Source organism: Salmonella sp. 2018103 (assembly GCF_026247685.1).
Classification (GTDB): Bacteria; Pseudomonadota; Gammaproteobacteria; order Enterobacterales; family Enterobacteriaceae; genus Salmonella; species Salmonella enterica.
Window position 1 is genome coordinate 793021 of the sequence record NZ_CP111029.1, and the last position, 14452, is coordinate 807472.

The following is a 14452-nucleotide window of genomic DNA, read 5'->3' on the forward strand; positions in this document are numbered from 1 at the left end:
TCAGGTTTCTGGAGTAAATATGAAAACGAAAGTAGCTGCTATATATGGCAAGCGGGATGTCCGTATCCGTGAGTTTGAATTACCCGACATTACGGAGAATGAACTGCTCGTAAGCGTAATTTCCGACAGCGTATGTCTCTCTACCTGGAAAGCCGCTTTATTAGGCAGTGAACATAAACGAGTGCCAGATGATCTGGAAAATCATCCAGTCATTACGGGGCATGAATGTGCTGGAATTATCGTCGAAGTAGGAAAAAATCTGACTGATAAATATAAAAAAGGACAGCGTTTTGTTTTACAACCGGCGATGGGCCTGCCGAGCGGTTATTCTGCTGGCTACAGTTACGAATATTTTGGCGGTAACGCCACGTACATGATAATCCCGGAAGTAGCGATTAATCTGGGCTGTGTTTTACCGTATCACGGCTCATATTTTGCCGCGGCATCGCTGGCGGAACCGATGTGCTGCATTATTGGCGCTTATAACGCCAATTACCATACAACACCTTATGTTTATGAACATCGGATGGGAGTCAAACCCGGCGGTAATATCGCGCTCCTGGCCTGTGCCGGACCGATGGGCATTGGTGCGATTGATTATGCCATTAACGGCGGGATCCAGCCGGCGCGAGTTGTGGTGGTCGATATCGATGAAGCCCGCCTGGCGCAGGCTAAAAAACTGCTGCCGGTCAAACAGGCCGCTGAGAAGGGCATTGAGCTTATCTATGTGAATACCGCGGGCATGGCTGATCCTGCTGCGCAACTTCGGACATTAACCGATGGCGCAGGATTTGATGATGTCTTTGTTTATGCCGCCGTTCCGTCCGTCGTTGAAATGGCTGACGATCTTCTCGCCGAAGACGGTTGCCTGAATTTCTTTGCCGGGCCGACAGATAGCCAGTTCAAGGTACCGTTTAATTTCTACAATGTGCATTACAACAGTACCCATGTCGTAGGGACATCTGGCGGCTCCACAGAGGATATGAAAGAGGCTATTACGTTAAGCGCAACAGGACAGCTTCAGCCTTCATTCATGGTGACGCATATTGGTGGGCTGGATGCAGTACCGGACACCGTACTCAACCTGCCGGATATTCCCGGCGGTAAGAAGCTTATCTATAACGGCGTCACCATGCCGCTGACGGCGATTACTGATTTCGCCGAAAAAGGAAAAACGGATCCGTTGTTCAGGGAGCTGGCGCGTCTGGTTGAAGAGACGCACGGCATCTGGAACGAAAAAGCGGAAAGATACCTGCTGGCGCAATTTGGCGTGGATATCGGGGAGGCGGCATGATGTCTCTGGCATGGCCGCTATTTCGCATTACGGAGCAGGCAGCACTGGCTGCCTGGCCGCAAACGGGATGCGGCGATAAGAACAGAATTGATGGGCTGGCTGTTACCGCGATGCGACAGGCATTGAATGATATCGCCATCCGTGGGCGGATCGTCATCGGCGAGGGGGAAATCGATCATGCGCCCATGCTGTGGATTGGCGAGGAGGTGGGTAACGGCGAGGGGCCGGAGGTGGATATCGCCGTCGATCCTATAGAAGGCACCCGAATGGTCGCCATGGGACAAAGTAATGCGCTGGCCGTCATGGCGTTTGCGCCCCGGGGCAGCTTGTTACATGCGCCCGATATGTATATGAAAAAGCTGGTTGTAAATCGGCAGGCGAAAGGCGTGATCAATCTGGCGTTATCGTTAACCGATAATCTGCGAAATGTCGCCAGGGCGCTAAATAAGCCGCTGGAGGATCTGCGTATGGTCACGTTAGATAAACCGCGGCTGAAACCGGCCATTACACAGGCGACGCAACTTGGGGTTAAGGTATTCGCTCTCCCCGATGGTGATGTAGCGGCCAGCGTCCTGACCTGTTTGCAGGATAACCCTTATGATCTGATGTATACCATTGGCGGCGCGCCTGAAGGCGTAATTTCCGCCTGTGCGGTAAAAGCGCTGGGCGGTGATATGCAGGCGGAGCTACTCGACTTTTGTGAAGCGAAAGGGGACAACGCTGACAACCGCCTGGTGGCGCAACAGGAGCGTCAACGCTGCGAAGAAATGGGCGTTGCGGTTAACCGTGTCTACTCCCTTGACGAGCTGGCTGCCGGTAACGACATTCTCTTTAGCGCGACGGGCGTTACGGGCGGCGATCTGGTTAACGGGATCCAACGGGTTGCGAATGGTGTGCGCACGCAAACTTTACTGATTGGTAGCGCAGATCGAACGTGTAATATTATAGACTCTCTGCATTCATGGTGACTTATCCCCGTCATTCTTCACGTTGCAAGTACGTTGGCGACGCGCGTTCACACCAGTCACTTACTCATGTAAGCTCCTGGTGGTTCTCTCTCTTGCCGCTTGTCTGCAACTCGAATTATTTAGGGTATATACTCTGGGCTTTTCAGGATGAAGGACGGTGGCAAGTCCACGCCCACCTGTAGCTTGAAAGACGATGAGTATATCGGGACACAAATGACGACGCTGACAGAAGACGATGTGCTTGAGCAACTGGATGCTCAAAATAATTTACTTTCGTTTATGACGACGGCACATAACATTTTGCTCCAGGGCATTAAGCGCTTTCTGCCGTCGCTGTTTGTCGATAATGATGAAGAAATTGTGGAATATGCAGTGAAGCCGTTACTCGCTCAAAGCGGGCCGCTTGACGATATCGACGTTGCATTACGTCTGATTTATGCGCTGGGGAAAATGGATAAATGGCTCTACGCTGACATCACCCATTTTTCTCAGTTTTATCAGTACCTGCATGAACAGGACGCGATTCCCGGTTTTGCCGACGACATTACCTGGGACTTCATCAGTAACGTTAACTGTATTACCCGTAATGCGCCCTTATATGGCGCGCTGGAGTCGATGAAGTTTGCCGACTTCGCCGCGTGGTCTGAGGTGCGTTTTACCGGTATGGTCAAAACGGCGATGGCGCTGGCGGTAACGACAATTTTAAAGGAATTAACGCCGTGAAAATCGCATTAACGGTTAATGGGCTGCACGTTGAAGCACATTATCATGATGATGAAATAGAGAAGGTTCACAAGCCCTTACTGCAACAACTGGCTAAAATACATGCCGCTAAACCTGAGCGCCGTACCATCGTTTTTCTTAGCGCGCCGCCCGGCACAGGCAAATCCACGCTGACCACCTTCTGGGAATATCTCTCTCGTCAGGATGCTGGCCTGCCGGAAATTCAAACGCTTCCCATGGATGGCTTTCATTACTATAACCGCTGGCTGGAGGCGCATCATTTACGTGCCTGTAAAGGCGCGCCGGAAACCTTTGACGTTGATAAGCTGGCGGAAAATCTGCGTCTGGTGCGGGCTGGCGAAGCGACCTGGCCGCAGTACGACCGACAGCGGCACGACCCGGTGGAACACGCTGTTATGGTCACGGCGCCGATCGTGATTGTGGAAGGAAACTGGCTCCTGCGGGATGACGACAGATGGCGCGCGTTAGCGGAGTTTTGCGATTTCTCATTATTTATTCGCGCCCCGGCGGAAACCTTACGCGCCCGGTTGATTGGACGTAAACTGGCGGGAGGATTATCACAGGCGGAGGCGGAAACCTTTTATGAACGCACCGACGGCCCAAATGTGCGCCGGGTGCTGGAAAGTAGCCTGCCAGCCGATCTCATGCTGGAAATGACCTCTACGGGCGAATATCGGATGGCGTGTCCTTAATGATGTTACGCGGCGTTATCGCGCCATTATGCAGCCGTACCACCCGTGAAAAATGACGCCGGGTAAACGCAGCGTCATGGCTAATCGCCACGACGCTGGTTCCCCGTGCCCGGCATGTCGCCAGCCAGTGTTCAAATACGGTTAGCCAGTGGGCGTCAAAATCCCGGCTGGGTTCATCCAGCAATAGCACAGGCGGCGCCATCGCCTCCAGACTGGCGACCGCCACCATCCGGCGCTGCGCGGCGTGCAGATCGAGCGGGTGCGCCTCGGCGACGTCCGTTAGCTGACATAACCGCAGCGCGGCCTGCGTGCGCCGTGAAATTTCCTCCGCCGATAAGCGTTGTAGTTTCAGCCCAAAAGCGACCTCTTGCGCGACATTGCTGTGGAAAATCTGGTTTTCCGCTTCCTGAAAGAGTACGCCGATAGCGGCGGCGCGTTGACGATTTTTAAGCTGCGCAATCGGCTCTCCATTAAGCGTTACCGAGCCGGAAGTGGGGGAAAGCAGGCCGGCCATAATCCGTAACAGCGTTGATTTTCCCGCGCCGTTATCGCCGGTCAACGCCAGCCATTCGCCGTCACGAAGTTCAAGCGAGATGGCGTGCAGACAGTCGGCTGCGGCATTCGGCCAGCGATAAGCGACCTGATTTAACGTCAACATAATGGGGTTAGCGCTCCGTCGCGCAATTGCCATACCCGCTGGCATCGCGTCAGAAAAGGAAAATGGTTACGCTCAAAAAGCACAATGAGAGAATGACGTTCCAGCGCCCACTGTTGTAACCGTTCCAGCAGTGTCCCGGTGGCCGCTGACGTCAGCCGACTGAAGGCTTCATCAAGAACTAATAGTCTGGGCTGCATGGCAAGCGCGCTGGCAATCACTACCCGCTGCGTTTCGCCGCCGGAGAGCGTGCCGGGATGGCGATGGCGTAACGACTGGCAGTTTGTCAGAGTCAGCGCCTCGTCAATGCGCCGTAGAATTTCCGCTTCATGGAGGCCGAGATTCTCCGGGCCAAACGCCACCTCTTCCTCTACGCTAAAGGTACAGCCGGAAAGCTGTAAATATGGCGATTGCTGCACCAACTGGATGGTGGGCGACTGTTCTACCAGCGGGAGCCGCCCGATAGGGACGCCAAGCAGTAAGCCTGTGCCGTCAATATCGCCGGGAAGATAATCCGGATACCAGCCAGCCATCAGTTGCGCCAGCGTACTTTTTCCGCTGCCGTTATCACCGACTATTGCCACTATTCCGGGTGTTGAATAGTGGAAATCAAAACATGCCGGCGGGCGTGTCGCATCGGACGGAAGATAACGAAACTGCTCTAACGTAACCATATCCATACTCCCGCTTCCGCCAGTATTAGCAGTACCATGCCATACCGCGCAACCCGTTGTAACATGCTATCTTTCGGCGCCCACAGCGTGGTTCGGGCTCGATGCAGCCGAAACCCCCGCATATCCAACGCCGCGCCGCGTATTGTCAGATCGTTAAGCGCATTTTGCGTAAGCGGCACGATCAGCGCAGGCATAGCCCGTAGCCGCTGATACCAGCCTTCATCCAGCGGTACGCCACGCGCGCGCTGGGCTTCATAAACGATCGTCAGTTGTCGTTTGAGCTGTTCGACGACCAGCAGCGGGCCAGCGAACAGGTAAGCGATGCCGGGGGGCAGACGTGAAGCGAACAGGGCGCGAATAAGCCGCTGAACCGGCACATACTGCATCCATAGCTGCGACGTCGACACGATCGCCAGCAGGCGTAGCCATAGCGTAACGGCATATATCCAGCGTTGCGGATCGCGAGGCTGCCCGCTTATCCATTCCGTTAGCCAACCGCCATGTACCAGCCATAGCCCAAACCCTAAAGACAGCATCAGCCAGGCGACATACTTCGCCCGCCGCCGCGTTGATTTCAGCGCCAGCAGACAGAGGAAGGCCGCCGCGCTATAAACCGGGAGCACGGTTTGCGCAGGGAGTAGCAGCGTGGTGCAGGCCGCCAGCGCCCATAAGGTTAACGAGGTAAACGGATGCATTTAGCGTACGGCTGACATCGCAGGAAAATGCCGTGTCGTACGTAACGGTAGCTGACGCAGCAGCACCCAAACGATGATCGCCGTCAGAATTTTATCGACCAGATTAGCGCCTATGACGGTAATCGCGACCGACTCTACCAGGTTTTGGCCCATTGAATGCATCCAGGCGACGAATAAATCAGCGCCGCTACCGGTAACGCCGCCAAAAAGCGCGGTACGAAGCGGTACGGCGACCAGCGTCACCGCTAACGTAATGACGACCCCGCTGACGACCACTTTGGGCAGGGTACGAAACCAGCCTGCGCGCGCCAGCCACCCGGCGACCAGACCGATAACCATCGCTACCGGGGCAAACGCGGCAGCGATAGGGTCGGTAAGAAGCCCCCACAGCAAGTTGGTCAGAAGCCCAGTCAACATGCCGATGAACGGCCCTAACAGCACCGCACTAATTAAGGTGCCGATCGAGTCGAGAAAAATAGGCAGCTTCAACATGCTAATAAGCTGTCCGCCAATCATATTGATGGCAATAGCGATGACAATCAGCACCAGAGACTGGCTGGAAAACGGGCGACGCGCCATAAAGTACCTCTTAAAGAGTCGTCAATTAACGGGAAGAAATATGCAGTTCGTCATAACCGGAAATGGCGCACGGTTGACGGCTGAACGTCAGCGCTGGTAGTTCGCCGATAACCAGTTCCAGCGTGGTACGCACGGTACACCCTGGCATCATATGGCCGCCGAGCATGGCTCCGTAGGGATCTGATACCGCGAGATGTAGATGCTCGCCGGTCAATTCAAGCGTGCCGTTTAGCGAGATAACTTCAAACGTGCCGGTGAGCGATGTGGTCGCCTCTTGCCCGGCATAACGCAGCGCAACATCGGCCAGACTGCCGGTACACCCTGCAATCCAGGCGGCATGTAATTGGTTCTGTTGCACAAAGGCGTGTAATTGGGAAAACACTTCCTGGCCGGGAAGCAGACGAAGCGCGTAAAAGCGCGCTGTAGAGGCATTGTGGTGAGATACAGTCATCGTTACAGGACTCCGAGACTCGGACGTGGCGCTGATAATATAGACGCTGGCGGCAGCGCTTTCTGATATAAATCAGTATTTGTGACGCGGCGATGAAAAGATCTGACGGATGTACTGGTGATTCTTAAATATGGAATAAATTGCAGCGTAAGCGGCCATGAAATGTGATGCAGGTCAGATAACTGTCTTCTTCGACTGGACAAACATTCCTTTTATTCCCCGTTTCGCTTATTCTAGCTGAAGCGTTTCAGTTAATTAAATGTTCGACAATTAACCAATCAGTCGCAGTTTGCGACAGGTGAGGTTTTACTCGACGATGAGCTGCATTACTCTGTCAGCCTCATCTGAATCGGGATAGCCTTGCAGGAGACCTATGACCGTACGCATAGCGATTAATGGCTTTGGTCGCATCGGGCGTAACGTGGTTCGTGCTTTGTATGAATCCGGACGTCGGGCGGAAATTACCGTGGTGGCCATCAACGAGCTGGCGGATGCCGCAGGCATGGCGCATTTGTTGAAATACGATACCAGCCACGGGCGTTTTGCATGGGAGGTTCGCCACGAGCGCGAGCAGCTTTTTGTCGGCGACGATGTCATTCGTATTCTGCATGAACGAACGCTGGCGGATCTGCCGTGGCGCGAACTGGGCGTGGATATCGTGTTGGATTGTACGGGCGTATATGGCAACCGGGAGCATGGCGAGGCGCATATTGCCGCTGGCGCGAAGAAAGTGCTCTTTTCTCATCCGGGCAGCAACGATCTTGACGCCACCGTCGTTTTTGGCGTGAACCAGAACCAACTGCGTGCGGAACATCGTATTGTCTCAAACGCGTCCTGTACCACGAATTGCATAATTCCCGTCATTAAATTGTTGGATGATGCTTACGGCATCGAGTCTGGTACCGTCACGACGATCCACTCCGCGATGAACGATCAGCAGGTGATCGACGCGTATCACTCCGATCTACGGCGCACGCGCGCGGCCAGCCAGTCGATTATCCCGGTAGATACGAAACTGGCGGCAGGCATTACGCGTATATTCCCGCAGTTTAACGATCGTTTTGAGGCGATTGCCGTGCGCGTTCCAACCATTAATGTGACGGCGATCGATTTAAGCGTGACGGTGAAAAAACCAGTAAAAGCCAGTGAAGTCAACCAGTTGCTGCAAAAAGCAGCACAAGGTGCATTTCATGGTATAGTTGACTATACGGAATCACCGTTGGTCTCGATAGATTTTAACCACGACCCGCACAGCGCCATTGTTGATGGTACGCAAACCCGGGTCAGTGGCGCCCACCTGATCAAGACGCTGGTCTGGTGCGATAATGAATGGGGCTTTGCTAACCGGATGCTCGACACCACGTTAGCGATGGCCGCAGTTGGTTTCAGGCTCGACGCGTCAGCGTCGACAAAACTTTAAGCATCATTGAGAGGATTCACCATGTCTGTAATTAAGATGACCGATCTGGATCTGGCCGGGAAACGCGTTTTTATCCGTGCGGATCTGAACGTACCTGTTAAAGAAGGGAAAGTGACCAGCGACGCGCGTATCCGCGCCTCTCTGCCGACCATCGAACTGGCTCTGAAACAGGGCGCGAAAGTGATGGTAACTTCCCACCTGGGTCGTCCTACCGAAGGCGAGTACAACGAAGAATTCTCTCTGCTGCCGGTTGTTAACTACCTGAAAGACAAACTGTCTAACCCGGTTCGCCTGGTCAAAGATTACCTGGACGGCGTTGACGTGGCCGAAGGTGAGCTGGTGGTTCTGGAAAACGTTCGCTTTAACAAAGGCGAAAAGAAAGACGACGAAGCGCTGTCTAAAAAATATGCCGCCCTGTGTGACGTATTCGTGATGGACGCCTTTGGTACTGCGCACCGCGCGCAGGCTTCTACCCACGGTATCGGCAAATTTGCTGACGTCGCGTGCGCAGGCCCGCTGCTGGCCGCTGAACTGGATGCGCTGGGTAAAGCGCTGAAAGAGCCGGCTCGTCCGATGGTGGCTATCGTTGGTGGTTCTAAAGTATCTACCAAACTGACCGTTCTGGATTCCCTGTCTAAAATCGCTGACCAGCTGATTGTCGGCGGCGGTATCGCCAATACCTTCGTTGCCGCTCAGGGCCACAGCGTCGGTAAATCCCTGTACGAAGCTGACCTGGTTGACGAAGCAAAACGTCTGCTGACCACTTGCGATATTCCGGTTCCGACCGATGTTCGCGTTGCCACCGAGTTCTCCGAAACCGCACCGGCGACTCTGAAATCCGTTAACGACGTGAAAGAAGACGAGCAGATCCTGGATATCGGCGATGCTTCCGCTCAGCAGCTGGCTGAAATCCTCAAGAATGCCAAAACCATTCTGTGGAACGGCCCGGTTGGTGTGTTTGAGTTCCCGAACTTCCGTAAAGGGACTGAAATCGTGGCAAATGCCATCGCTGATAGCGAAGCGTTTTCCATCGCTGGCGGCGGCGACACCCTGGCGGCAATCGACCTGTTCGGCATTGCTGACAAAATTTCCTACATTTCTACTGGCGGCGGCGCATTCCTCGAATTCGTGGAAGGTAAAGTTCTGCCAGCCGTAGCGATGCTCGAAGAGCGCGCTAAGAAGTAATCGTTACGGGCAGGGATTCCTGCCCGTTGATTTATTGCCGATCTGACATTCAGGGCGGCCCGTGTTTTTTCCCAAAGCCCGACGATACAGGACAACGAAACATGTCTAAAATTTTTGATTTCGTAAAACCAGGCGTGATCACTGGTGATGACGTACAGAAAGTGTTCCAGGTAGCAAAAGAAAACAATTTTGCTCTGCCGGCAGTTAACTGCGTGGGCACTGATTCCATCAACGCTGTTCTGGAAACCGCTGCAAAAGTTAAAGCACCGGTCATCGTTCAGTTCTCCAACGGCGGCGCTTCCTTCATCGCGGGTAAAGGCGTGAAAACTGACGTACCTCAGGGCGCGGCAATCCTGGGCGCTATCTCTGGCGCGCATCACGTTCACCAGATGGCTGAGCACTACGGTGTTCCGGTTATCCTGCACACTGACCACTGCGCCAAGAAACTGCTGCCGTGGATCGACGGTCTGCTGGACGCGGGTGAAAAACACTTCGCAGCGACCGGTAAACCGCTGTTCTCTTCTCACATGATCGACCTGTCTGAAGAGTCTCTGCACGAAAACATCGAAATCTGCTCCAAATACCTGGCGCGCATGTCCAAAATTGGCATGACTCTGGAAATCGAACTGGGTTGCACCGGTGGCGAAGAAGACGGCGTGGACAACAGCCACATGGACGCTTCTGCCCTGTACACCCAGCCGGAAGATGTTGATTACGCGTACACTGAGCTGAGCAAAATCAGCCCGCGTTTCACCATTGCCGCTTCCTTCGGTAACGTACACGGCGTTTACAAGCCGGGTAACGTGGTTCTGACCCCGACCATTCTGCGTGATTCTCAGGACTATGTTTCTAAGAAACACAACCTGCCGCACAACAGCCTGAACTTCGTTTTCCACGGTGGTTCCGGTTCTACCGCTCAGGAAATCAAAGACTCCGTAAGCTACGGCGTAGTGAAAATGAACATCGATACCGATACCCAATGGGCAACCTGGGAAGGTGTTCTGAACTACTACAAAGAAAACGAAGCGTATCTGCAAGGTCAGCTGGGCAACCCGAAAGGCGAAGATCAGCCGAACAAGAAATACTATGACCCACGCGTATGGCTGCGTGCTGGCCAGACTTCGATGATCGCTCGTCTGGAAAAAGCATTTAAAGAACTGAACGCGATTGACGTTCTGTAATGTAGTCTGTTGATTAAAATGGCTTCCCTTGGGAAGCCATTTTTTTATCGTTATTTCCGGAGAGCGGCGTTAACGCTTTCATCCGGCCAACTCACAGTGTACCTGCCTTTTTGGGGATGATGCCGAAAAATGGCATATTCCTCTGTTTTTGTTTACCTTTAAAAAGTTCTTTTCGTGAGAATGATCTCATTTGCTTGTTTTGCTATGACCAAGGAATATTGAATGGAAGATTTGAATGTTGTCGACAGCATAAATGGTGCGGGCACCTGGCTGGTACGCAACCAGGCGTTATTGCTCAGCTATGCTGTGAATATTGTTGCGGCTATCGCTATTATCATCATCGGCTTGATTGTAGCGCGCGTGATCTCCAATACGGTAAATCGTCTGATGCGTGCGCGTCATATTGATGCGACAGTGGCCGACTTTCTTTCTGCGCTGGTGCGCTATGGGGTTATCGCTTTTACGCTGATTGCGGCTCTGGGTCGCGTGGGGGTTCAAACCGCCTCGGTTATTGCCGTACTGGGCGCCGCCGGTTTAGCCGTTGGCCTGGCATTACAGGGATCGCTCTCTAACCTTGCGGCTGGGGTATTGCTGGTTATGTTCCGTCCGTTCCGCGCCGGTGAGTATGTCGATTTGGGCGGCGTTGCCGGTACGGTACTGAACGTGCAAATCTTTTCCACGACAATGCGCGCGGTAGACGGCAAAATTATTGTGATTCCGAATGGCAAAATTATCGCGGGAAATATCATCAACTATTCTCGTGAGCCGGTTCGCCGTAACGAATTCATTATTGGGGTGGCCTACGATTCGGATATCGATCAGGTGAAACAGCTGCTAACGACGATTATCGAGTCCGACGATCGTATTTTAAAAGATCGCGAAATGACGGTACGTTTGAATGAGCTGGGCGCCTCATCAATTAATTTTGTGGTGCGTGTCTGGAGTAAAAGCAGCGACCTGCAAAATGTCTACTGGGACGTGCTGGAACGTATTAAACGTGAATTCGACGCCGCTGGTATTAGCTTCCCGTACCCGCAGATGGACGTCAATTTTAAACGTGTGAAAGATAACGCCGCGGAGTAATTTTTCTCCCGCGCTGCCTGCCGGCGCTGCGCTTATCCGCCTCCAGTATTCTCTGGTTATTGAGCGGATAAGCGTAGCCGCCATCCGTTATTCAGTCTCTTCATTAGCTTTTCTTATTAGTGATTAAAATTATCAATTTCCGCTAATAATATTCCCGCGCTATAGTCTGCCTTTAAGAAAAACAGCTCAGGGTAGTTAACGTGATATCTTATTATTTTCAAGGGCTTGCCCTTGGCGCCGCCATGATCCTTCCGCTTGGCCCGCAAAATGCGTTTGTGATGAATCAGGGAATTCGTCGCCAGTACCACCTCATGATAGCGCTGCTTTGCGCGTTAAGTGATTTAGTCCTGATCAGCGCCGGTATTTTTGGCGGCAGCGCGTTGCTGATGCAGTCGCCGTGGCTGCTGGCGCTGGTCACATGGGGCGGGGTCGCGTTCTTGTTATGGTACGGTTTTGGCGCGCTGAAAACGGCAATGAGCAGTAATCTGGAGCTGGCCAGCGCCGAGGTTATGAAGCAGGGGCGCTGGAAAATTATTGCTACGATGCTGGCGGTAACGTGGCTGAATCCGCACGTTTATCTGGATACGTTTGTCGTGTTGGGCAGTCTCGGCGGGCAACTGGCTATGGAGCCAAAGCGCTGGTTTGCTCTCGGCACGATTAGCGCGTCGTTCTTATGGTTTTTTGGGTTAGCGCTACTGGCGGCCTGGCTTGCGCCTCGACTGCGTACGGCGAAAGCTCAACGCATTATCAACATTCTGGTTGGGGTGGTGATGTGGCTTATCGCCTTCCAACTGGCGCGGGAAGGCGTCGCGCATATGCACGCGCTTTTCAACTAAGCGTTGTCTGATGGACAACAGGCCGATATCCGCTAAGCTTGCCTGCATGCGCCCTGTATATCAGGGCAATGACTGCAATATGGAGGAGAGACTGTGAAGTTCAAAGTGATGGCCCTGGCGGCATTAGTGGGTTTAAGTGCAATGTCGGCGCAGGCAAGCGAATTGCCGGAAGGCCCGCACATCGTGACTTCCGGTACGGCAAGCGTCGATGCTGTGCCTGATATCGCCACCTTAGCGATTGAAGTGAACGTCGCGGCGAAGGATGCGGCGACGGCGAAGAAGCAGGCCGATGAGCGCGTGGCGCAATATCTTTCCTTCCTTGAGCAAAATCAGATTGCGAAAAAAGACATTAGCGCGGCGAATCTGCGCACGCAGCCGGATTATGATTACCAAAACGGTAAAAGCATTCTGAAAGGGTATCGCGCGGTGCGAACCGTTGAAGTGATGCTGCGTCAGTTAGATAAACTTAATTCTCTGCTGGACGGCGCGCTGAAGGCGGGTCTGAACGAGATTCGTTCGGTATCGCTGGGCGTGGCGCAACCGGACGCCTATAAAGACAAGGCCCGCAAAGCCGCCATTGATGACGCGATTCATCAGGCGCAAGCGCTGGCAGCCGGTTTTAACAGCAAATTGGGGCCGGTTTACAGCGTTCGTTACCATGTCTCTAATTATCAGCCGAGTCCGGTGGTGCGAATGATGAAAGCCGCAGATGCTGCGCCGGTATCCGCGCAGGAAACTTACGAGCAGCCGACTATTCAGTTCGACGATCAGGTCGATGTGGTATTCCAGCTTGAACCTGGAACAGGGCAGACGTCGACAACGGCCGCCAGCACGCAGTAATCTCGCCCGGCCTGGGCGCTTCCAGGCCGCGTTTTCTCCCGGTGTTCTCGTTTTTTGCCGCCTGAACGCAATGATTTTGTGATGAATTTCAAAGAAGCGACGGGGGAATAATGGGTCATGCAGGCCGGATAAGACGTTCACGCCGCCATCCGGCATTCATTGAGAGGCTAATCCTGACGCAGCACCTTGTGCCCGTACTCCAGTAGCGCGTCGGTCACTTTGCGCATCATCCGGCTTTCCGGGGCAAAGCGGTGCCAGTAAAGCATCCGGCGCTGTAGCAAACCAGGCGTTAAGTTGATCAACTCGCCGCTTTCCAGCTCTTTCTCAATCTGCAGGTGAGGGATCATGCAGCAGGTCGTGCCCTGGCGCGCAAGCTGTACAAACGCTTCGGATGAATTAACGATATGGCACGGCACGCTGCCGGGCGGTAGATCGAAATTCTGTTGCAAAAAGGCCTGATGCATATCATCCAGATGGTCGAACGCGACGGCGGGCGCTTTCAGCAGCGACGACCGGGTAACGCCATTGGGGAAATAGCGCTCGGCAAACGGCTTTGACGCGACAAACAGATAGTCGAGCGCGCCCAGTTTGTCTACCAGGCAACTGGGCAGCGCCTGATGCTGAATACTCACCGCGCCCACCACCTCGCCGCGACGCAGACGTTCTTGCGTGCGCGTTTCATCTTCCACCTGTAAATTGAGACGGATAGGGGAGTCCGCCAGCACCGGCGCCAGCGCCGGAAGCAGCCAGGTCGCCAGACTGTCGGCGTTAACCGCCAGCGACAGCAGCAGCGGCGTAGAGCCGGTTTGTTCATCGCCCAGCCACTCTTCTTCCAGCAGTTCAACCTGACGCAGCAGAGCCAGTAATTTTTGCCCTTGCTCCGTGGGGCGAGGAGGAACGGTACGCACCAACAACGGTTGTCCGAACATATTCTCAAGCTGTTTTATGCGCTGTGAGACGGCGGATTGCGTGATGCACAGCTTCTGGGCGGCGCGCTCGAATCCTCGTTCACGTATAACGGCATCCAGCGCCTGTAGTGTTCTGTAGTCCGGACGTTTCATTGTTGTGTCATGCTCCTGTTATTTTTTTCCGCACTATGACATAAATTTGCCGTCGGTACAGATGAAATCCGTAGCCTGTGTACGGACACGGAGA

At 53.7% G+C, this 14452-nt stretch carries 16 protein-coding genes; 10 read left to right on the forward strand and 6 right to left on the reverse strand.

Features of this window, described 5'->3' with window-relative positions; translation table 11 throughout:
* Positions 1–19: 19 nt before the first annotated feature.
* The 4 genes from OLG56_RS03805 (at position 20) to OLG56_RS03820 (ending at position 3698) form a co-directional block, all read left to right on the forward strand.
* On the forward strand, positions 20–1294 hold the full coding sequence (locus tag OLG56_RS03805) for a zinc-binding dehydrogenase (protein ID WP_000853171.1): 1275 nt from the start codon (positions 20–22) through the stop codon (positions 1292–1294).
* Complete coding sequence (glpX, locus tag OLG56_RS03810) at positions 1291–2262, forward strand: class II fructose-bisphosphatase (protein ID WP_001519647.1); 972 nt, start codon at positions 1291–1293, stop codon at positions 2260–2262. The genes OLG56_RS03805 and glpX overlap by 4 nt, the downstream gene beginning before the upstream one ends.
* Before the next feature lie 213 nt (positions 2263–2475).
* Entirely contained in the window at positions 2476–2985 is a 510-nt protein-coding gene (locus OLG56_RS03815) for an MltR family transcriptional regulator (RefSeq protein WP_000209974.1), read from the forward strand.
* Positions 2982–3698, forward strand: a complete 717-nt coding sequence (locus tag OLG56_RS03820; protein ID WP_000684837.1) for a nucleoside/nucleotide kinase family protein — start codon at positions 2982–2984, stop codon at positions 3696–3698. The genes OLG56_RS03815 and OLG56_RS03820 overlap by 4 nt, the downstream gene beginning before the upstream one ends.
* Here the strand turns inward: OLG56_RS03820 and OLG56_RS03825 are convergent.
* Genes OLG56_RS03825 through OLG56_RS03845 form a run of 5 tightly spaced genes read right to left on the reverse strand, consistent with a single transcriptional unit; the run spans position 3667 to position 6752 of the window.
* Positions 3667–4356 carry an ABC transporter ATP-binding protein gene (locus tag OLG56_RS03825; protein WP_023207645.1) on the reverse strand — a complete coding sequence of 230 codons (690 nt, stop codon included), beginning with the start codon at positions 4354–4356 and terminating at the stop codon, positions 3667–3669. The genes OLG56_RS03820 and OLG56_RS03825 overlap by 32 nt on opposite strands.
* On the reverse strand, positions 4350–5027 hold the full coding sequence (locus tag OLG56_RS03830; RefSeq protein WP_001517914.1) for an ABC transporter ATP-binding protein: 678 nt from the start codon (positions 5025–5027) through the stop codon (positions 4350–4352). The genes OLG56_RS03825 and OLG56_RS03830 overlap by 7 nt, the downstream gene beginning before the upstream one ends.
* The gene (locus OLG56_RS03835) at positions 5015–5722 is read right to left on the reverse strand and encodes an energy-coupling factor transporter transmembrane component T (RefSeq protein ID WP_079980902.1); all 708 of its coding nucleotides are present in this window, start codon (positions 5720–5722) and stop codon (positions 5015–5017) included. The genes OLG56_RS03830 and OLG56_RS03835 overlap by 13 nt, the downstream gene beginning before the upstream one ends.
* Positions 5723–6301 carry an ECF transporter S component gene (locus OLG56_RS03840; protein WP_000124004.1) on the reverse strand — a complete coding sequence of 193 codons (579 nt, stop codon included), beginning with the start codon at positions 6299–6301 and terminating at the stop codon, positions 5723–5725.
* Positions 6302–6326: 25 nt separating this feature from the next.
* Positions 6327–6752 carry a PPC domain-containing DNA-binding protein gene (locus tag OLG56_RS03845; protein ID WP_000218562.1) on the reverse strand — a complete coding sequence of 142 codons (426 nt, stop codon included), beginning with the start codon at positions 6750–6752 and terminating at the stop codon, positions 6327–6329.
* A 373-nt stretch (positions 6753–7125) separates the two neighbouring features.
* On the opposite strand from OLG56_RS03845, the gene epd reads away from it, so the two are divergent.
* From epd to OLG56_RS03875, 6 genes are all read left to right on the forward strand, one after another.
* Positions 7126–8172, forward strand: coding sequence for an erythrose-4-phosphate dehydrogenase (gene epd, locus OLG56_RS03850; RefSeq protein WP_000218329.1), 1047 nt, complete (start codon positions 7126–7128; stop codon positions 8170–8172).
* Positions 8173–8193: 21 nt separating this feature from the next.
* Positions 8194–9357 carry a phosphoglycerate kinase gene (gene pgk, locus OLG56_RS03855; protein ID WP_000111274.1) on the forward strand — a complete coding sequence of 388 codons (1164 nt, stop codon included), beginning with the start codon at positions 8194–8196 and terminating at the stop codon, positions 9355–9357.
* A 101-nt stretch (positions 9358–9458) separates the two neighbouring features.
* Positions 9459–10538, forward strand: coding sequence for a class II fructose-bisphosphate aldolase (fbaA, locus tag OLG56_RS03860; protein ID WP_000034386.1), 1080 nt, complete (start codon positions 9459–9461; stop codon positions 10536–10538).
* 222 nt (positions 10539–10760) lie between these two features.
* Positions 10761–11621, forward strand: a complete 861-nt coding sequence (locus OLG56_RS03865) for a small-conductance mechanosensitive channel MscS (RefSeq protein ID WP_000389833.1) — start codon at positions 10761–10763, stop codon at positions 11619–11621.
* A 200-nt stretch (positions 11622–11821) separates the two neighbouring features.
* On the forward strand, positions 11822–12457 hold the full coding sequence (gene argO, locus OLG56_RS03870) for an arginine exporter ArgO (protein ID WP_000626876.1): 636 nt from the start codon (positions 11822–11824) through the stop codon (positions 12455–12457).
* 93 nt (positions 12458–12550) lie between these two features.
* Positions 12551–13297: an oxidative stress defense protein gene (locus OLG56_RS03875; protein WP_079980901.1), complete on the forward strand. Its 747-nt coding sequence runs from the start codon at positions 12551–12553 to the stop codon at positions 13295–13297.
* Positions 13298–13464: 167 nt separating this feature from the next.
* Here the strand turns inward: OLG56_RS03875 and argP are convergent, their stop codons facing one another.
* On the reverse strand, positions 13465–14358 hold the full coding sequence (gene argP / locus OLG56_RS03880; protein ID WP_000828345.1) for a DNA-binding transcriptional regulator ArgP: 894 nt from the start codon (positions 14356–14358) through the stop codon (positions 13465–13467).
* Positions 14359–14452: the final 94 nt, after the last annotated feature.